This is a genomic window from Polynucleobacter sp. MG-28-Ekke-A2 (assembly GCF_035012985.1).
In the GTDB taxonomy this organism is placed as follows: Bacteria; Pseudomonadota; Gammaproteobacteria; order Burkholderiales; family Burkholderiaceae; genus Polynucleobacter.
Genome location: NZ_JAYGQU010000030.1, coordinates 1 through 18,182 on the forward strand (window position 1 = coordinate 1; position 18,182 = coordinate 18,182).

Consider the following 18,182-nt stretch of genomic DNA (forward strand, 5'->3'; position numbering starts at 1 on the left):
GAATATATCCATTACTACAACCATGATCGAATCAAGCAAAAACTAAAGGGATTAAGCCCGGTGCAATACCGAACTCAATCCCTTCTGGTAACCTAATTAAACTGTCCAACTTTTGTGGGTCAGTTCATCTAGCTCTCTTTTTTCATTTGAAAGTTAGCATCGACACTATAAATCTTGTTTTTTCTTCTGGAGTAGCTAATAGTCAAGGCAATGCAACTAGGGTGACTAACCCAAGCTTGTTATCCAAAGAAACAGCCATATTGATCGGCATCAATAACTTGTAGTGCCTCATTGAGATCTTTTGAGATTGGATTTGGCTCATAGGCTTGCCATTTTCCGCTGGCTCGCATCCAATAAATATGCCACAGAGCCTCAGACTGTATATACCGAAATTTTACAAACGGTCGTCGAGTTAACTCTCCTGGTTTTCCACGCCACAAAGGGCGAACTTCAAAAACACTTACAGTCTGGCCATCGATTTCGTAATCGTAATCAAGATCTTTTTTGATTTCAAGTGGAGCCAGAAGCAGACACCACTGCCCGACCAAATAGTCAATATCCCCTAGCTGTTCAATGCTAAATGCCATATCTGATTAGTTGTCCCAGAAAGTAAAACTGATCAATCAATTTTATTTCAAACATAGCTATTATGAATTATGGGTGAAATGATTACATTGGATATAGACGTCCTCAGACTAAATGAAGCTCAACTCTCTTGCCCAAGGCCGCCGCATACTTTCTTAGGGTAGTTAGGCTTGGGGAATGTTTGCCGGTAGCCAGAGAGCTTTCTAATCTAGCAATAGCTGGGGTTTGTGTTCCCATCTTTTTTGCCACTTGAGCTTGCGTTAATCCAGCCTCTTTCCTTGCCGTAAGAATCTCATCAAGAATAGCAAATTCAGTGCGATCAAGTTCTTTGACTGCGGCTTTTACAGCTGGCTTTTTAAGCATTTTGCTTATCATTTGTTTATGGGTAAGCATTTTTGTTTTCTTCTGTGTTGTCATTTTTTCCACTCCTTCATACGTGCTTTCGCAATCTTTAATTCTTTCTCAGGCGTCTTTTGAGTCTTCTTAATAAAGCTATGGAGCATCACTATTTCTTTCTCCACCATCGTACAAAAGAAAACTCGGGCGATACCTTCAGCCCCTTTCAGTCTTAATTCAAATAAGCCGCCGCCAAATGAATCCGTATGAGGCAAGCCTAAATTCGGCCCATGCTCAATCATTCGAGTGGTCAATCCAATATAGCGAGCTTGAAGCGTGTCGGGAAGATTCATAATGTCTTCTTGAACCTGCTCGCTGTAATAAAGGATGGAATAGCTCATCCGTGTATGTTAACAAATTTGTTAACATTGAGCAAGAGTAAATTGTCTTTTAAAGCAACAGTCTAGAGACGGAATTAAACATCCTAGGCCCTGGTCTATTCCGCCCCGGGCCACCAAGAAACACCAAAACCACCTTCGGGTGGTTTTTTCATCAATAGCGTCTAGAATGGCCGATGTTGTATTTCATATTGCGGCTCTTTAGCTCGCTTCCATTGGCAGCCATTCAAATTATTGGCGCTGGCACAGGTGTATTGGTTTACTTGTTTTCTTACAAATATCGAAGACGCCTATATAAAAATCATCAGAGCGCAGCCCATTATTCGGGATTCAAATCAACCCCGTGGAGGGTAGCTGCCGAATCTGGAATGATGTTTGCTGACACATTATGGATTTGGAGGCATCCAAAATCCTCCATTAATAAAGTAACTATTGAAAACTTGGATCAAGTTATTGAGCTATCCAAAAGTGGCAAAGGCTTAATTATTCTTGCTTCACATTTCGGAGGCTTTGAAATAGTGCCTCGTATTTTTGCTGAACATACAAGAGCAACAGTAATGTATAGGCCAGCCCGAAAAAGATGGGTTAATGAGCTTATGCTTCAATCAAGAAAACATACCGAGATTGAATTTGTTGAAGCAAATCTTGGCGGGGTTCGTCAGATTAAACGAGCTTTAATAAAAGGTGAGGTAGTTGGCCTATTAGCAGATCAGGTGCCTAGCGTTGGCGATGGAGTGTGGGCTAAATTTTTTAATCAATATGCTTATACAACCTCATTTCCAATTAAATTAGCTCGCCAAGCAAATGTAGCAATCCTTTTTGTTGGAGCAGAAAGACTGGTATTAGGAAAGGGCTGGCTCATTAAGAGCCAATTGATGAATGAGGCATTTCCTGATTGTCTAGTCGATGCCTGTACAGAAATGAACCACTATTTTGAAGAGATGATACTTTCTAAGCCACATCAATATATGTGGTCTTACAACCACTACAAAAGACCAGCTGGAGCAGAATTGGCTCCCACAGAGTAAGGCATCCTAGGCCCCGGTCGATTCCGCTCCGGGCCACCAAGAATCTCAATAGCCCACTTGTTGGGCTATTTTTATTAGAAGCCCTCAATGGCGCCTCTACCTTGCTATTAGCGTAGTCGGTCACTTTCCATAGAGTCAATCCGTCAATCAGGATGCCACCACTCTGGCTCTAGATTGGGATATCAGGGTCATCAAATGTCCTTTAAAAGGACAAGTCAATTATTCATCCTTGTGTTGGCAATGTCGTTTTAAACGACAAATATATTTAGGGATTACAGTAATCGCACTTTGATGGATCCGCCTTGATTTGATCCAGCAACATTTCTTCTTTTTTGTACGCACACTTTACGCATGACCATACATTAGCTATTGGCAGATTTGTTGGCGCTTCACAGCTAGAGCATGGCAAGCCCTTCTTTCTTTCTGTGATCCAGAAGCCAGGTGACTCACACTCTGGGCATACAGAATTCATCTTTCTTGAGAGATCTTGTGTAGCTTTCAATATGTTGGCCATACGCGTGGGATTGGTATGTGCTCTTAAATCATTCTCTACAAATACATTTCCCTTTTTTGAAAGGTTAGTTGCCCAATCGAACGCTTCTTTCAAAGACTCAAGATCTTTGATTCCTTTACGACACTCTGGGTGATATTCATCATCAGGTCGAACGACTAATTGATGGGTAGTAAATTGTGCCTCTGAAAGAAGCGCATTTAATTCACCCCAACTTGATACTTGCCGGCTGGTACTTTGAGCTTGCCCGCCAAAAAAACCAATAACTTCAAGTTTGCGTATGTCATCTATTAAAACTACTAACTCGTAATTCCAAGGAAGCATGCCCGTATAGGGATCATTATCAAAAGCACCTTCGCTGGCAATGCCAAGCATAGAACCTGATAATTCCATTCCAACCCTAGCCTTTTTTCTGGCGGCATCTAGTTGGGAGCCATATCTTGGAATATCTCTAGTAAAGGTACCTAGTTCGTCTGTGTCATACCCAGAGATATGGACAACTTCTAAGCCATTAGAGTCAAGGAGTTGTGGACAAATGACCGACTCTTTGCCATGTTGAGTTAGCAAACTCGCCTTGAGTCCAGAATAGGGTTTTGGATGAGTTGGCATTTTATTTGGATGTTTTTAAACAAAATATTTGGCTACTGCGCTATAGATTGGAATGCCTAAGATAATATTTAAAGGGAAGGTGATGCCAAGGGACATGCCCATATACAAGGCTGGACTTACCTCGGGCATTGCATGGCGCAATACTGCTGGAACCGCAATATAAGAAGCGCTTGCTGCCAAAATCATCAAAAGGATCGTATCTCCCAGAGAGATATGAAATATATGGCATAAACCCAAGGCAATCATCGCATGGGTAGGCGGCGCGATGAAGGCATAAGCTAAAGTCACCGAAGGCTTACCTTTGAGTTCCCCTACACTCTTAGCGGCAAGCAATCCCATATCGAGCAAGAAGAATGCTAATAAACCCTTAAATAAATCAATCGAAAAGGGCGCCATGACTTTGTGACCCGAATCACCTGAAATGAGCCCTACTACTAAGGCTCCTAATAAGAGTAGTTGCCCACCATCAGTAAATGATTCGTGAAGTATCTTGCCCAATGAAGTGTGGCCACTGGCATTGCCTGAGCGTTGTTGACGAATTCTGTTGGCAAGAATGATGGCGATGATGATGGCGGGTGACTCCATGAGGGCCATTGCCGCGGCCATGTGTCCGCCATAACTAATACCGCTTTGATCTAAGACCTGTGTAGTAGTAATAAAAGTAACCGCACTAATAGATCCGTAAGTAGCGGCAATCGCGGCGGCATCCAGTTTATCTAGTTTGTATTTAAGAAAGTTGTAGCCCAATAGCGGAATGGCTATTGCTAAAGTGATCGCCAGACCAAGACTAATAGCAATCTCAGGAGTAAAGCCTGATTTGTTTAAAGCAAATCCACCTTTTAATCCCAGAGCCATCAGTAGATATAGCGAAAGAAATCGAGAAATGGGCTGTGGAATTTCTAAATTGGATTTCACTAGGCCCGCAAAGATGCCGAAGATGAAAAAGAGGATGGTGGGATCTAGCAAGATATTCATAAATTGTCCTTTGGGGCGATCTTAGGGAAATTTATATGTAAAGTAAAATCGATATTAATACGTTTATATATAGGTAAATGCTGATGAATATTACTTTTAGGCAGTTAAGACTATTTCTAGCGCTGGCTGAGACTAGAAGTGTCAGTGCGGCGGCGCGGATGGTTCATGTTACCCAACCAACGGCCTCTATGGGCTTAAAAGAAATTACGGATGCTGTTGGAGTGCCTCTCTACGAAGTGGTAGCCAGGAAAGTACATTTAACGCAAATGGGTCATGAGTTGGCTAAGACGGCTCGTGCGATTTCTGGGGAGTGGGATTCTTTCGAACAGCAAGTTAATAGCGTCAAAGGGTTAACACGAGGAAAGTTAAAAGTAGCAGTGGTAAGTACTGCTAAATATTTCATTCCCAGAATATTGGGAACTTTTTGCGCGAAGTATCCTCAAATCGATATTTCTCTAGAGGTGCTCAATCGTGATGGTGTAGTGAAAAGATTGGAAGAAAACTTGGATGATCTTTACATCATGTCCCAGCCACCACTTCATGTTGATATAGAGGACGAAGTGTTTATGCCCAACCCTTTGTTATTAGTTGCCCCAAAAGATCATGCTTTTGCCAAAAAAAAGAATATTGATATTAGTGCGCTCAAGAGTGAAAAGTTTATTTTTAGAGAAAAGGGCTCTGGCACAAGAATGGCAACGGATGCTCACTTTAAAAGACTGAAGTACAGACCTAATGTTAGGTTAGAGCTTGGAAGTAACGAAGCAATAAAGCAGGCAGTTATAGGTGGTCTCGGTATCGCAGTTCTATCCAAGTATTCTCTTGGTGATAAGACTGACCAAGAAGAGGTTGCCATACTGAAATGTAAAGAATTTCCTATTGAATCAAGCTGGCACCTTGTGAGCCCCAAAGGCAAAAAGTTATCTCCAATAGCCACAATCTTTAAGAAGCATCTATCTCAACAGGCTAAAAGCTGGAAATAGAGTCAGGCATCCTGGGCCCTGGTCGATTCCGCCCCAGGCCACCAAGAAATACCAAAACCACCTGCGGGTGGTTTTTTCATTTGTGGGTATTATTAAAAAGACCCATTTCTAGGAATAAAAAATGCTTAAGCTCTACTATCACCCATCACCCAATCCAGCAAAAGTGGCTTTATATTTAGAAGAGACAAATACGCCTTATGAAATTATTGTGATTGATACTCGCAAGGGCGATCAGCACAAACCAGAATTTAGAGCAATCAATCCTAATGGAAAGACGCCTGCTTTAGTCGATGGCGATATTAAGGTATTTGATAGCAATGCCATCATGCTCTACTTAGGCGAGAAGATTGGCAAGTTCATGCCAGCAAATACGCCACAGGCACATGCCGAGCTTTACTCGTGGCTCATGTTTGTTGCGACTGGTATTGGCCCTTATTGTGGACAGGCCGTTCACTTCAAACACTTTGCTCCAGAGCCAAAAGAATATGCCGTTAATCGTTATGATTTTGAAGCATGGCGCCACTGGTTGTTAATTGAAGAACGTCTATCCAAACAGCCCTATATGCTCAGTGAATACGGCATTGTAGATATGTCTGTATGGGGCTGGGCTAGAGTCATTCCTTTCGTGCTTGGAGAGGGGGCATGGGAAAAGTTGCCTAGTGTTAAGCGTCTGTTAGATGAAATCAATACTAAGCCAAGTGCTCAGGCTGTGGAGGCGATTAAGGCCAAGTACACCTTTAAGACAGAAGTAGATGAGGATTCCCGAAAGAATCTATTTCCAAGTAACGAAAGACTCAAGAAGTAGGATCTAGCATCCTAGCCCCTGGTCGATTCCGCCCTGAGCCACCAAGAATCTCAATAGCCCAATTGTTGGGCTATTTTCTTTTAAGGTTTGGCAGGGTTAGCAGCCATTAGTCTCGGATGCCCTGATTAAGAAGCGTCCTTTAAAAGGACAAATCGACTATTCATCCCTGCGTCAGTCGATGTCGTTTAAAACGACATTACATTTCTATATGTGCTCTTAAGCCAAAGAAATTAACTGGACCACGAGCTGAGTTGTAGGCGGGATTAGCAATGCGTTGATAGTCGGCAGATATGAACAGCTCCTTGTAAACTTTTGCGCTATAAAAAGTTTCCAATATTTGTTCTTTCTTATAGCTAAGTGCGCCATCACCAATAAATGCCGCCATACCGCCTTGTTGAAGGTAGGCAATCTGCGATGAAGAGATTCCATTGACCGCATAACCTATGCCTACCGTATCTTTGGGGCGCGACCAACTAGAGCCTTTGATGCTCACACCGCCCGATAGTGATCTACTGATGTCTACAGTCTGCGCTTCGGTTGTGCCTGGATTCCAGCTCCAGCGACCAAAGACACCAACATAATCATTGATGGCCTGCTCAATATTGAAACCATAGCCCCACGAACTCTGTGCCGCTTTGCGCACACCAGTTATCTCAGGAGTGCCACCAGACTGCTGAGCCTGGTTAATCGCATTTTGGTAGTTGCCCATATAGGCATGTTGTTGGTAATACAGGGCCCTTACTGCGCCAGGCTTACCCCATAGCTCATGTTCATGAGTTAATTCAATTTGATTGCCGTAGTCTTGGCTCATGCTGTAGTCAAGCTGGGCGGTATTCGGAATAGTTGGCATCGCTAATCTTGCCGCCTTCAAAATCCAGTCGTCTTGATACCACTCTGCTACAACACCATAGGTATAGCCTTTGCTATCAGCCGCATATCCATAGGCGCCCATAGAGAAAAGAGCAAAGTTCTGAAACTGTGTACGAGGATCGTGACTATAACTATTTTGATCAAAGAAATCTAATGTTGCGAACTTACCGTAGGTCACCACGATTCTATTTTTATCGAGATTGCCCGCAAGCTGATTAGGCCCACCATCAATATGCTCTTTGCCGCCGCCTAAGCCAAAGGTTTGACGAATAAACGCGCGAGCCGTGTAGTAAATAGGCGGAGCATATGCGCCCTTTTGTAATTCACCATTCTGAAATCCGCCCAGACCAAGAAGCTGTCCATTAAAAGGTGTTCCCTCGAACATCTCTGGGTTCCAATAAACTTCAGCGCCTTCCCAAAGTCTTGCCCCTAAGAACGCTGTAGCACTTAATGTGTAGCTCTTGCCACCACCGCCTTCAGATTTATTGAGAAGGCTGTTTTGTCCGTAGTAAGGCGATTTGAAATTATTTTTCTGTTGAACGATATAAGTGGATTGCCCATGAACACTCCACTGCTCAGTTTCGCCTTCTACAGAAACTGAGCTATCAACCTTAGGTGAGTCACTTACGGGCGATTCAGCCAAAACAGTGGGCATGTCAGTAACTGGCGCCTCTGCTCTTACAGTACAAGAAAGAGCCCCCAAATAAAGGGCACTAATTAGGCCTATAAAGGCTGTGCGGTTTGTATTGAATGAGAAAAACATCAGAAATGCCAAATATGCTTAATGAGAATTGTTCTCATCTTAGCATACAATTGAGAATGACTCTCAATTGGAGAAGTTGGTATTCCATGTCGTTTTAAATGACATTACTAGACACTATGGTCGTTGACTGGTGGGGTATGGCAACACAATCTATACACACAGAAAAACTACCCCTCGCAAGATTCTGATTTCATTGCCAAATTTGACCGGCACAAGGACGCACAATTTTTTGACAAGTCGAGACTGGTGACTCAAGCCCTTGAAATCAAAGCGAAAGCGGTCTATCGGAGGATATTTGAAAATCCTTGTGTCGGTGGTTCGATTCCGCCCCGGGCCACCAAGAAATACAAAAACCACCTTCGGGTGGTTTTTTCGTTTGACCTTGGGGATGAGGCTCCGTGGCTCAGCTTTTGACCCCCGTTGATTACTCCAGTTAATATATGTACAATGTACATATGACTTCCTTGCGATTTGAATGGGAACCTAGAAAAGCTTCAGCCAGTCTGAAGAAACACGGCATTTCTTTTGAAGAGGCGAAATCTGTGTTTTATGACGAAAGTGCCAGGTTAATTTCCGATCCCGATCATTCGGAGGATGAAGACAGATTTATCTTGCTGGGGGTAAGCCATTCTCTTCGTGTGATTTTGGTTTGCCATTGTTATCGAAGCGAGGGTAATGTCATTCGTATTATTTCGGCTCGTAAGGCAACCCCTAAAGAGTCAAAATCTTATTAAAGGTGATGAAGATGCGTAAAGAATATGATTTCTCAAAAGCTCGTAAAAATCCATATGCTTCTATGCTCAAGAAGCCTATTACGATTAGATTGGATGAGGATTCAGTGAGTTACTTCAAATCTGTATCAGAAGAAGTTGGAATTCCTTATCAAAGCCTCATTAATCTCTATTTGAGAGATTGTGCCGCTTCGCATAAGAAATTGAACCTTAGCTGGAAGTAGTCTAGAACTAGGATGAGAGTCTCCAGAGGCCCTGGTCGATTCCACTCCGGGCCACCAAGAAACATCTTCGAGTGATTTTTTATTTGATCGGATTGGTTAGCCACTATTGGTCTCAGGCCCTCCAACATTCCTCTGGACTCGAGATATTGTTTAAAAAAATCGTTTAGTTTAGGAGTGGCTTTTGGCACCTACCAAGAAACTCTGTTCTGGCTATATTGCGTTCATTAGGATTTATCTTTTCACCAACAGCCCAAATAGCATCAATTTCTGCGAATGACTGCGTGCTTGTATCGTAAATAATGCGTTTACGCTGCCTGGTACCGCTTTCTTCTTTTATAAAGTTACAACTGATGATGTTGGCTTGTTGAGCACAATCATAATCATCAATCTTGTAATTTTGGAACTTATAAGTTCGTGTAACCTGAGGTGTAACTACCTCTTGTTTTGCTTCAGTCTTAATGGCCGCACCATAACAACTTAATGTTAAGTTGTTAGGATTTTGTGAGCAAGCAACCAGTAAGCTAAACAGCGTTAGTACAAGCAATTTCCTCATAGCACCCTTTATAGTTTTAAAAAAATATAAGTGATTTTTCTCCCCTACAGTTATGTTGTTAGCGGCGCGTCAATACTCTGCTTGCGCCTATTAGAAAAACTTGTCCTAAGTCAACCTTCTTGCCAAGAGCGGGTAATACTTTAGCTCTAGTGATGATTTTTAGTACTAAAAAACGCTATAAGGATTTCTATTATTGCGGCGCGTTAAAGATTTTTAAATAGCCACCAAGGATTAGACATCCTCGGCCCCAGTCGATTCACCCCGGGCCACCAAGAATCTCAATAGCCTACTTGTTGGGCTATTTTCTTTTAAGGCTTGCCAAGGTTAGGCGCCATTGGTCTCGGATATTGCATGCAAGAACTGTCCTTCAAAAGGGCGAACTAATTTGACTGCCCTGCGTCGATTTAAGCATATAGCTTATTAATGGCGGTTGCTCGCAATATCATTTAAAACGACATTTTTAATGCTCGATGAGGGTAATCACCAACGCATGCCTCTTTAAAAGTAGCTATTCTTAACTGAACCAAAAATACTATGGAGGAGACATCCATGAATTCAGAGAACTTTACCAATAGACGGAAAGTCATTACAGCCGCATTGGCTGGTGGAGCCAGTTCATTATTGCCATCTTGGGCAATGGGCGCAGAGAAAACAAATTTACCTATGGCCTATGGTGAGCGCGAACTCATGGCCTTTCCTGAAAAGAAGCCCATGATTGTGTTGACCTCTAGGCCCCCACAATTAGAAACACCATTTCAGTATTACGACAATCATGTCATTACGCCAAATGATGAATTCTTTGTCCGCTATCACATGGCCGGCATTCCAACATCCATCGACCCTAATACTTATCGACTAAAAGTTGGGGGCAATGTAGAAAAGCCTTTAGAGATTTCTCTAGAGGCGTTAAAGAAAAACTTTCCATCTCAACGCATTGTTGCTGTTAATCAATGCTCTGGTAATAGCCGCGGCTTATTTGAGCCTAGAGTTAATGGTGGGCAACTCGGTAATGGTGCGATGGGTAATGCCGCTTGGGTTGGCGTTGCCTTAAAAGATATTTTGAAGGCGGCCAATCCCGGCGGCGGAGCTAAACAAGTAACTTTCAATGGCTTGGATCAGCCAATTCTCCCAAGCGATTCAGATTTTGTAAAAGGCCTAGATATTGATCACGCCATGGATGGCAATGTGATGGTTGCCTATCAAATGAATGGAACAGATATTCCTTTCTTAAATGGTTATCCAATCAAGTTAATTGTTCCTGGCTACTACGGAACGTATTGGGTTAAGCACCTTAGTGAAATTAAAGTGGTCGATGATGTATACAACGGCTATTGGATGAATCCTGCTTATCGTATTCCTGATAATGACTGTAACTGTGTCGCGCCAGGAACGGCACCCTCAAAAACCATCCCCATTAATCAATTTACGATTCGCTCATTCATTACGAACTTCACAGACAGTAGCGTTGTCGCTATTGGTAAGCCGGTTCAAGCCCGAGGCATTGCCTTTGATGCGGGCTATGGAATAAAGAAAGTTTTGTTCTCGCAGGACAATGGACAAAATTGGACAGAGGCGAGATTGGGTCAAGACCTTGGACGTTTCTCATTTAGAGAGTGGCGCATTGAATTTACGCCAACACAAAAAGGGACATTGGACTTAAGGGTCAGAGCATTTAATCATGCTGGCCAAGTTCAGCCCATGACTGCAAGCTGGATGCCGGCTGGCTATATGCGAAATATTGTTGAGACTGTAAAAGTCACAGCGGTTTAATGAGAAGAATATGAAAAAAACTATCCTCCTTCTATCTGCTCTTGCTTTGGCGCAAATGGCACAAGCCAAAACGATTGAGTTGCCAGCCGATACTGTTTTATGGAGACCATCAGATTTGCCAGGTTATCAGTTGACCTTACAAAAATGTTCTGCTTGTCACTCTGCCCACTATGCAGAATATCAACCGCCCAATACAGGAGTTGGCTATTGGAATGCTCAAGTTTTAAGGATGAAAAATGTATTTAAGGCGCCCATTACTGATGAGGAGGTTCCAGTCATAGTCGACTACCTTAATAAAACTTATGGGGCAAACAGGAAATAGAATTAAACATCCTCGGCCCTGGTTGATTCCGTGCCGGTCCTCCAAGAAACACCAAAACCACCCGAGGGTGGTTTTTTATTTAGCAATCTCTCAAGCTTCTGCGCAATTACTTGCATCTGTTTAAGATAGATGAATCTAAGGAGAATAGTGATGCCATTAGTCAGAATTGATTTAAGTAAAAAACACTCTGAGAGTTTTGCTCAGCAAGTCGGGGACATTATCTATAACGTGATGCGCGAGCAAATCAACGTTCCTGAAGACGATAAGTTTCAGGTTATTACTAGACACGACGCATCAGAATTAAATATCCCAAAAAGCTATTTAGGAATTGAATACTCAGAGGGCATCATTTTTATTCAAGCGACCATAAGTTTTGGTAGGTCCATAGAGGCAAAGAAGAAGCTATATAAAGCCATTTGTGAGGCCTTGGTGCAACAGCTTCAAGTCAGGCCTCAAGATATTTTTATTAACTTGCTTGAGGTAAGCAAAGAAAATTGGTCATTTGGCAATGGCGAAATGCAATATGCAGACAAGGATTAGGCATCCTGGCCCCAGTCGATAGGGTTATTGCCCATTTAAGCTTGGTGACTAAAAGAACAAACTGGCTTTAGTTTTCATAGTTATTTTTAGAGGCCGGGAGAATAAGTGAGTGTTGACGATCCAAATCAATTGGTTGAGCTGAGCTATATCAGCAAAGCAACTCATGACATGGGCCTTTCAAGCCTAGTCCATCTGTTTGATGTTGCCCGAAAGTGGAATTTAGACCATGAGCTTACGGGGGCTCTTTTCTACGAGAATGGCCATTTCGCCCAGATTCTTGAGGGTAAGCGAAAGGATGTTTTGTTCATTTGGGGAAAAATTCAAAAAGACTATCGTCATAAGGTTCTGCATCGAATTGAGCTCGATGAGATTGACCAAAGATTGTTTCCCAATTGGGCCTTAAGGTTTTATGGGGGCGATCAAATTGCTAAGGATGTTCCGCATCTAGTTGGCCTGCTGGATGGTCTTCCAAGCCATGATGTTGAATTATTGAGAATCATGCGCTTAGTAGCTAAGGGCGATCAAAATTAGGATTAAATATCCTCAGCCCAGTTTGTAGGCATTGTTTAAAACGACAAATTTGGTAATCAGGTATAGAATTTGTCCATGTTGCTTCGTAGTAAAACACTCGTTCTATTGATATGCCTCTTCTTGATTGCATTTAAGGCGGCAGCTGGAACTATTTTTATCCAGTCTGCAATTGAGCGGGCAGAGCTTGCTGGCAGCTATAACAATGCCTCAGCTTCACAGCAAGCACATAACAGCTCTGATTCGACCGATGACAAAGAGCAGGTTCATACGATGTATCTGATGAGCCATGTAACCGCAAATATTAGCGAGATTGGAATCGCTGTTTTTCTTCCATCAACTACCATGCATCAATTTGCTATGACAAATGAAGTTTTGTTGACGCAAAACTTTCCCGACTCAGCGTTTAAACCACCCAAAGCTATAGCCTAATTTTCTTAGGTTGGGCATGCTTTAGTGGCGTGCCTCTTTGCTATTTGGCTACTAAGGTGTAGCCATGTTTGGGGAAACCTCATCATGTTTAAATTTGTAAAAATAGTGCCATTGGCATTATTGGTTTTATTTGTTTCCGCTTGCAGTAGCGTTAAGTTAGATGATGCCAATGGCGTCACCACTGTTAACGCTGGAGGCTCTTCTACTTACGATCCAATTAGTGATCCGAAGTCTAGTGTTTATGGCAAGCGTTCAATCTATTTTGAGTTTGATAGCTATACCGTAGACCCAAAATATGTTTCAACAATCTCCGCACATGCTTCTTACTTAAAGGCATTTCAAAAGCAAAAAGCCTTTGTGATCATTCAAGGCAATACCGATGATCGTGGAACTGCCGAGTACAACCTAGCTCTAGGCCAAAAGCGATCAGAAGCCGTTAAGAAAGCGTTACTTGCCCAGGGCGTTAGCGAATCTCAGTTAGAGGCAGTGAGCTTTGGTAAAGAAAAGCCAGCCAACCCAGCTCAGACAGAGGCGGCATTTAAAGAAAATCGCCGCGCTGATTTTGTCTATCAATAACTAACAGGCTACTCAATGAAAAACATATTTAAATTAAGTTTGATGGGAATTGCATTCCTTACTGGGTGTGCGACAAAGGTTGCGCCCAATAATCCAGTGCAAGTTGCTAAAGTGCCACCGCCAATGACGGCAATGGCTCCAGATCAGTCAGGCTCTGTAGCCAAGCGACTTAATGATTGCATTATGCGAAGCAATCAAAGTGCTGACGCATTGTTAGTAGATGCCCAGATTATCGCTGTTACCAGAAATAACCCTCACGCAAATGCCCTATTTAGTTCTGCAGATAAATTGACTGATCCGCAGGCTAAGGCATTAACGAGTTATTTGTCTGAGGCAAATTCCTGTCGGCCCATTGCTTTGGAGGGCTTGGGCCCCGAAAAGACTGCAGTTTACGAGGATTTCTTTAAAAAGATTGATGGTGTGTATGCCGATCTTATTGCCAGAAAGATCACTATTGGAGTGGCCAATCAAGAAAGGCAATTGCTTATTCAAGATGCCCGCATGAAGAAATTAGCGCTTCAATCTAAAAAGAATTAGCGAGATACATGTATGGCTAGATATAAATTTGTGTGCCGCTCTTGTAAGTTTGAATGCATTAGTAGCATAGGCAGAGAGGTTGGTCTTCACTCTTCTAGGGTGGCGATGGTTTGTAAATCTTGTTCAACGATTGATGCTTATACAGTGGCTCATCCAGGAAGTATTAATACTGAAATTAGTAGGGCACCGGTTTGTACTAGTTGCCACTCGAGTAATCATCTGTCTGAGTGGGATGGCCTTACCTGTCCGCATTGCAATACGAGCATGAGGGCTTTAGGCGGTGATGTAGATGCTGAAAAGCCTTTTAAGTACTGGTAATCAAGGATATATGCCAATACAGGGGCCTGCTAGCAGATGTTGGTTGAGGCCTTAAATTTTGTGCTGCGCTTGTTATAGGATGTAGGAGACACTAAAACCACCTTCGGGTGGTTTTTTCATATTGGGCAATATCGTTAAAGCGACATGCGATGCTGAGGTAAGTCCATTAAACCAGCATCAGCAAGTTAGAAAGGTAAGGAGCATAATAAAAGCACATTAAAAATAAGAGGCAACAAAATGGTAGATACGCTTATTTTGAGCAGAATTCAATTTGCTTCGAATATGACTTTTCACATTCTTTTCCCAACAATATCGATTGCATTGGGATGGGTGCTTTTTTATTTCAAAGTTAAATTTAATAAAACTGGCGACTCAGTATGGAGCCAAGCCTATCAATTCTGGGTCAAGATATTCGCTCTAACTTTTGCCCTGGGGGTTGTTAGTGGTATCACGATGAGTTTTCAGTTTGGAACCAACTGGCCTGGATATATGCAAACGGTTGGCAATATCGCAGGACCTTTGCTTGGCTACGAAGTTTTATCGGCATTCTTCCTCGAGGCAACTTTTTTAGGGATTATGTTGTTTGGCTCTAAACGAGTCTCTCAAAGAGCCCACACTATCGCCACATTTTTAGTTGCCTTCGGCACATCACTATCGGCATTTTGGATCATTGCTTTAGATTCTTGGATGCAAACCCCACAAGGGTTTGAGATGATCAATGGTCAAGCGCATGCAACCAATTGGATTGAGATTGTCTTTAATCCCTCTATGCCGTATCGCCTTCTGCATATGATGACAGCATCATTTTTGACTGTAACGTTCTTAATTGCAGGCATTTCTTCTTATCGATATTTAAAGGGCATCAATCTTTCTGGCAACCGAGCGCTGATCAAGTTAGCAATGACCATGGCGGTAGTGTTAGCCCCATTACAAATTGTCCTTGGTGATTCACATGGCCTAAATACGCTCGAGTATCAGCCTGCTAAGGTGGCAGCAATGGAGGGAATTTGGGAAACAACCAAAGGTGCCCCCGCCGTTTTATTTGCAATACCCGATGAAACCACGAAAGCCAATAAATACGAAATAGCCATTCCAAAGCTTGCGTCTTTATATTTGACGCACTCATTTGCTGGCGAAGTGCAGGGCTTGGATGCCTTCCCTGGCGCAACCCCACCAGTCGCCCCCATCTTCTTTGCCTTTCGCATCATGGTCGGCATCGGCATGTTGATGCTCTTAACTGCATTCGTTGGGTTTTATCTCACAAGAAAAAATAAAGAGCTACCAACCTGGCTTTTAAAGGGACTCAGTGTGATGACATTTTCTGGTTGGGTTGGGGTAGTTGCCGGCTGGTATGTGACCGAGATAGGCAGACAGCCTTACCTTGTTAGTGGAGTGCTAAAAACTGCTGATGCAGTTACTAAAGTGCCTACCAATATGGTTTTGGGTACGCTCGTGATGTACCTTGCGCTGTATTTAGGACTTATTGTTTCTTATATTTGGGTTGTTTTTTACTTGGCAAGACAAGCTAATCCTGCACATATTATTGATGAGCAAAAATCAGGCCTCACTAACAACATTGCAGGAGCATAAGAATGATTCCTAATTTATACGAACCATCTGGTTGGTTGCCCCTTTTCTTTTTGGTTGCAATGGGTATTGCTATGGTTGCTTATGTTGTCTTAGATGGATACGACTTGGGCGTTGGCATCTTATTGAATCAGGCAAGTGAATCAGAAAAAGACATCATGATTTCATCAATCGGTCCTTTTTGGGATGCCAATGAAACTTGGTTAGTACTCGGAGTTGGAGTTCTCTTAATTGCCTTTCCAATGGCGCATGGAATTATTTTGACTGAACTCTATTTGCCTGTAGGCATCATGTTGGCTGGTTTAATTTTACGAGGCGTATCTTTTGACTTTCGTGCAAAAGCCCATTTGAGTCAGAAGTCAGTCTGGAACTTTCTATTCTTTTTTGGCAGCTTTTTAGCTGCTGCATCTCAAGGGGTCATGGTTGGTAGAGAGGTGATTGGTTTTGACTCCGGATATTTGGGCTGGATATTTTCTTTTATCGTGGCGCTTTGCCTGCCGGCTGGATATGCCCTATTGGGCGCTGGCTGGCTGATTATGAAGACGTCTGGCGATCTACAGCTAAAGGCTGTTGGCTGGGCAAGGAAATGCCTCTTATTTACGGCCCTAGGCGTTGGAATCATTTCTGTAGCGACGCCGTTCTTTAGTTCGGAGATTGCGGCTAAATGGTTTACCTTCCCCAATGTCTTTTTCTTATTGCCGTTTCCAGTTCTGACCTTAGCTTGTTTTATCTTTATCGATTTGAGCTTATTAAAAATGCAGAAGAATAAGCCTGCCCCTGTTTGGATTCCTTTTGCTCTAAGCGTAGCCATCTTTGTCTTAGCATTTCTAGGAATCGCCTACAGCATGTTCCCTTACATCGTTGTAGACAAAATGACGATTTGGGAGGCAGCTTCAGCTACGGAGTCATTGTGGGTCATATTTTGGGGGGCTATAGTTGTGCTGCCAACCATCATTGGATATACCATTTATTCCTACAAAATCTTTTGGGGAAAAACCGAGCCACTGAGTTATTACTAAGCCCATAAGACCTATTAAATACTTCGCTCCTTGTATGGGTCATTAGGTTCCATGCCGGTCCACCAAGAAGATCAAAACCACCTTCGGGTGGTTTTTTCATTTGAGGCGTCCCATTAATTGACGAATCAGTGTGGGCCTTAGAATGTAGCTTCAATGCCAATTAAGTTCATTCAGCTTTTAACTAGTGCTCAGCGCTCTCATAAGACCAATATTCAGTTGGGCGCCTATATGGCATTTATAGCGGGCGCAGTGAATGCGGGCGGGTTTCTGGCTATTGCTCGCTATACCTCTCATATGAGCGGCATCATTTCCGCTATTGGTGATGACCTAGCCCTAAATAATTTTATTTCTGTTTTGGGTGGCATCTCGCTTTTGCTCTCGTTTTTGTTTGGAGCGGCAACCACTGCCATTCTTGTTAACTGGGGGCATAGAAGAAAAATCCATAGTGAGTTTGCTTTGCCCTTATTGGTCGAGGCCATCCTGCTACTAGTGTTTGGTTTGGTGGGGGCCAACTTGAATATCTACTTGCCTTTAACTATCCCGGCGATTGCCCTTCTTTTATGTTTTGTGATGGGCCTACAAAACGCCATAGTTACAAAAGCCTCCAGAGCAGAAATAAGAACCACGCATATGACGGGCGTAATTACTGATATAGGTATTGAGTTGGGTAAGTTAATCTATTGGAATAAGTCACCAGATGCCAATGTAAGTGGCTATGTCAAAGCCAACAGAGAGAAACTCAAGACCCATCTATTTATTTTTGGAATGTTTTTGGTGGGCGGAATCATTGGGGCAGTGAGTTTTAAGAGGGTTGGCTATATTTCGGTAGTGCCCTTATCCCTTTCCCTTATCTTCATTGCCGGTTTACAGATTTATCAAGATATTAGGGTTGTAATGAAGGATCGATCGCCCTGAACTTCTGATTCAGTTTTATCCAGATCCACCAAAAAAATACCAAAACATCCTTCGGGTGGTTTTTCATTTGGTCGTCCAGCAAGAGTAAATACAAAAGTATAGGAAATGGAGATTTGGCGATTGCTAGCAGTAAGTTGGAAAGCGACCCTGTAAATAAATTTGTGTAAGTTCCCTCGGCCAATTAACCTTCACAGAAGGATAGCCACATGGAATATCACACAATGGATCGTAGTAAATTACAAGCCTTAGCCAACGAACTAGCCAAGGATC

At 42.7% G+C, this 18,182-nt stretch carries 24 protein-coding genes; 17 read left to right on the forward strand and 7 right to left on the reverse strand.

All coding sequences use genetic code 11. The features are described 5' to 3' along the window. Window positions 1–96 (forward strand): IS3 family transposase (locus tag VC188_RS11200; protein ID WP_216217816.1); only part of this gene is annotated, 96 nt, incomplete at its 5' end. Between the two features lie 143 nt (window positions 97–239). On the opposite strand, the gene VC188_RS11205 is transcribed toward VC188_RS11200, so the two are convergent. The 3 genes from VC188_RS11205 to VC188_RS11215 all read right to left on the reverse strand — a co-directional run bounded on the left by VC188_RS11205 (window position 240) and on the right by VC188_RS11215 (window position 1,322). Continuing rightward, window positions 240–587: a DUF3024 domain-containing protein gene (locus VC188_RS11205; protein WP_072582001.1), complete on the reverse strand. Its 348-nt coding sequence runs from the start codon at window positions 585–587 to the stop codon at window positions 240–242. A gap of 103 nt (window positions 588–690) precedes the next feature. Continuing rightward, a complete protein-coding gene (locus VC188_RS11210; protein ID WP_370623372.1) occupies window positions 691–1,002 on the reverse strand; it encodes a helix-turn-helix domain-containing protein in 312 nt (103 codons plus the stop codon). Beyond that, window positions 999–1,322: a type II toxin-antitoxin system RelE/ParE family toxin gene (locus VC188_RS11215; protein ID WP_072582000.1), complete on the reverse strand. Its 324-nt coding sequence runs from the start codon at window positions 1,320–1,322 to the stop codon at window positions 999–1,001. The genes VC188_RS11210 and VC188_RS11215 overlap by 4 nt, the downstream gene beginning before the upstream one ends. 212 nt (window positions 1,323–1,534) lie before the next feature. Between VC188_RS11215 and VC188_RS11220 the strand changes: the two genes are divergently transcribed. Beyond that, window positions 1,535–2,347, forward strand: coding sequence for a lipid A biosynthesis acyltransferase (locus VC188_RS11220; RefSeq protein WP_323484018.1), 813 nt, complete (start codon window positions 1,535–1,537; stop codon window positions 2,345–2,347). Between the two features lie 265 nt (window positions 2,348–2,612). On the opposite strand, the gene VC188_RS11225 is transcribed toward VC188_RS11220, so the two are convergent. Both VC188_RS11225 and VC188_RS11230 read right to left on the reverse strand, forming a co-directional pair. Beyond that, window positions 2,613–3,467 carry a DUF6671 family protein gene (locus tag VC188_RS11225; protein ID WP_216235622.1) on the reverse strand — a complete coding sequence of 285 codons (855 nt, stop codon included), beginning with the start codon at window positions 3,465–3,467 and terminating at the stop codon, window positions 2,613–2,615. A gap of 15 nt (window positions 3,468–3,482) precedes the next feature. Further along, the gene (locus tag VC188_RS11230; protein WP_323484019.1) at window positions 3,483–4,442 is read right to left on the reverse strand and encodes a sodium-dependent bicarbonate transport family permease; all 960 of its coding nucleotides are present in this window, start codon (window positions 4,440–4,442) and stop codon (window positions 3,483–3,485) included. An 83-nt stretch (window positions 4,443–4,525) separates the two neighbouring features. On the opposite strand from VC188_RS11230, the gene VC188_RS11235 reads away from it, so the two are divergent. Continuing rightward, window positions 4,526–5,422, forward strand: coding sequence for a LysR family transcriptional regulator (locus VC188_RS11235; RefSeq protein WP_215321199.1), 897 nt, complete (start codon window positions 4,526–4,528; stop codon window positions 5,420–5,422). A 121-nt stretch (window positions 5,423–5,543) separates the two neighbouring features. Then, window positions 5,544–6,227, forward strand: a complete 684-nt coding sequence (locus VC188_RS11240) for a glutathione S-transferase family protein (protein ID WP_323484020.1) — start codon at window positions 5,544–5,546, stop codon at window positions 6,225–6,227. A gap of 196 nt (window positions 6,228–6,423) precedes the next feature. On the opposite strand, the gene VC188_RS11245 is transcribed toward VC188_RS11240, so the two are convergent. After that, on the reverse strand, window positions 6,424–7,860 hold the full coding sequence (locus VC188_RS11245; protein WP_323484021.1) for a carbohydrate porin: 1,437 nt from the start codon (window positions 7,858–7,860) through the stop codon (window positions 6,424–6,426). 455 nt (window positions 7,861–8,315) lie between these two features. Between VC188_RS11245 and VC188_RS11250 the strand changes: the two genes are divergently transcribed. Both VC188_RS11250 and VC188_RS11255 read left to right on the forward strand, forming a co-directional pair. Then, entirely contained in the window at window positions 8,316–8,594 is a 279-nt protein-coding gene (locus VC188_RS11250) for a BrnT family toxin (protein ID WP_323484022.1), read from the forward strand. Between the two features lie 11 nt (window positions 8,595–8,605). After that, entirely contained in the window at window positions 8,606–8,815 is a 210-nt protein-coding gene (locus VC188_RS11255) for a BrnA antitoxin family protein (RefSeq protein WP_068949841.1), read from the forward strand. Window positions 8,816–8,978: 163 nt separating this feature from the next. Here the strand turns inward: VC188_RS11255 and VC188_RS11260 are convergent, their stop codons facing one another. Next, on the reverse strand, window positions 8,979–9,368 hold the full coding sequence (locus VC188_RS11260) for a hypothetical protein (protein ID WP_215321196.1): 390 nt from the start codon (window positions 9,366–9,368) through the stop codon (window positions 8,979–8,981). Window positions 9,369–9,917: 549 nt separating this feature from the next. Here VC188_RS11260 and VC188_RS11265 point away from each other — a divergent pair. The 11 genes from VC188_RS11265 to VC188_RS11315 all read left to right on the forward strand — a co-directional run bounded on the left by VC188_RS11265 (window position 9,918) and on the right by VC188_RS11315 (window position 17,912). Then, a complete protein-coding gene (locus VC188_RS11265; protein ID WP_323484023.1) occupies window positions 9,918–11,138 on the forward strand; it encodes a molybdopterin-dependent oxidoreductase in 1,221 nt (406 codons plus the stop codon). Between the two features lie 10 nt (window positions 11,139–11,148). Then, on the forward strand, window positions 11,149–11,460 hold the full coding sequence (locus VC188_RS11270) for a cytochrome c, class I (protein WP_323484024.1): 312 nt from the start codon (window positions 11,149–11,151) through the stop codon (window positions 11,458–11,460). A 150-nt stretch (window positions 11,461–11,610) separates the two neighbouring features. Further along, window positions 11,611–12,000 carry a tautomerase family protein gene (locus VC188_RS11275; protein WP_323484025.1) on the forward strand — a complete coding sequence of 130 codons (390 nt, stop codon included), beginning with the start codon at window positions 11,611–11,613 and terminating at the stop codon, window positions 11,998–12,000. A 105-nt stretch (window positions 12,001–12,105) separates the two neighbouring features. Beyond that, on the forward strand, window positions 12,106–12,531 hold the full coding sequence (locus VC188_RS11280) for a BLUF domain-containing protein (protein ID WP_215321193.1): 426 nt from the start codon (window positions 12,106–12,108) through the stop codon (window positions 12,529–12,531). 75 nt (window positions 12,532–12,606) lie between these two features. After that, entirely contained in the window at window positions 12,607–12,960 is a 354-nt protein-coding gene (locus VC188_RS11285) for a hypothetical protein (protein WP_215321192.1), read from the forward strand. A gap of 84 nt (window positions 12,961–13,044) precedes the next feature. After that, complete coding sequence (gene pal / locus VC188_RS11290; protein ID WP_323484026.1) at window positions 13,045–13,536, forward strand: peptidoglycan-associated lipoprotein Pal; 492 nt, start codon at window positions 13,045–13,047, stop codon at window positions 13,534–13,536. Between the two features lie 15 nt (window positions 13,537–13,551). Continuing rightward, the gene (locus VC188_RS11295; RefSeq protein WP_323484027.1) at window positions 13,552–14,073 is read left to right on the forward strand and encodes a hypothetical protein; all 522 of its coding nucleotides are present in this window, start codon (window positions 13,552–13,554) and stop codon (window positions 14,071–14,073) included. A 12-nt stretch (window positions 14,074–14,085) separates the two neighbouring features. Then, window positions 14,086–14,391 (forward strand): hypothetical protein, encoded by a 306-nt coding sequence (locus VC188_RS11300; RefSeq protein ID WP_323484028.1) that lies wholly within the window; start codon window positions 14,086–14,088, stop codon window positions 14,389–14,391. A 282-nt stretch (window positions 14,392–14,673) separates the two neighbouring features. Next, the gene (locus VC188_RS11305; protein WP_416350514.1) at window positions 14,674–15,981 is read left to right on the forward strand and encodes a cytochrome ubiquinol oxidase subunit I; all 1,308 of its coding nucleotides are present in this window, start codon (window positions 14,674–14,676) and stop codon (window positions 15,979–15,981) included. A 2-nt stretch (window positions 15,982–15,983) separates the two neighbouring features. After that, window positions 15,984–16,997 carry a cytochrome d ubiquinol oxidase subunit II gene (cydB, locus tag VC188_RS11310; RefSeq protein WP_323484030.1) on the forward strand — a complete coding sequence of 338 codons (1,014 nt, stop codon included), beginning with the start codon at window positions 15,984–15,986 and terminating at the stop codon, window positions 16,995–16,997. 153 nt (window positions 16,998–17,150) lie between these two features. Further along, entirely contained in the window at window positions 17,151–17,912 is a 762-nt protein-coding gene (locus VC188_RS11315; protein ID WP_323484031.1) for a YoaK family protein, read from the forward strand. Window positions 17,913–18,182 lie beyond the last annotated feature (270 nt).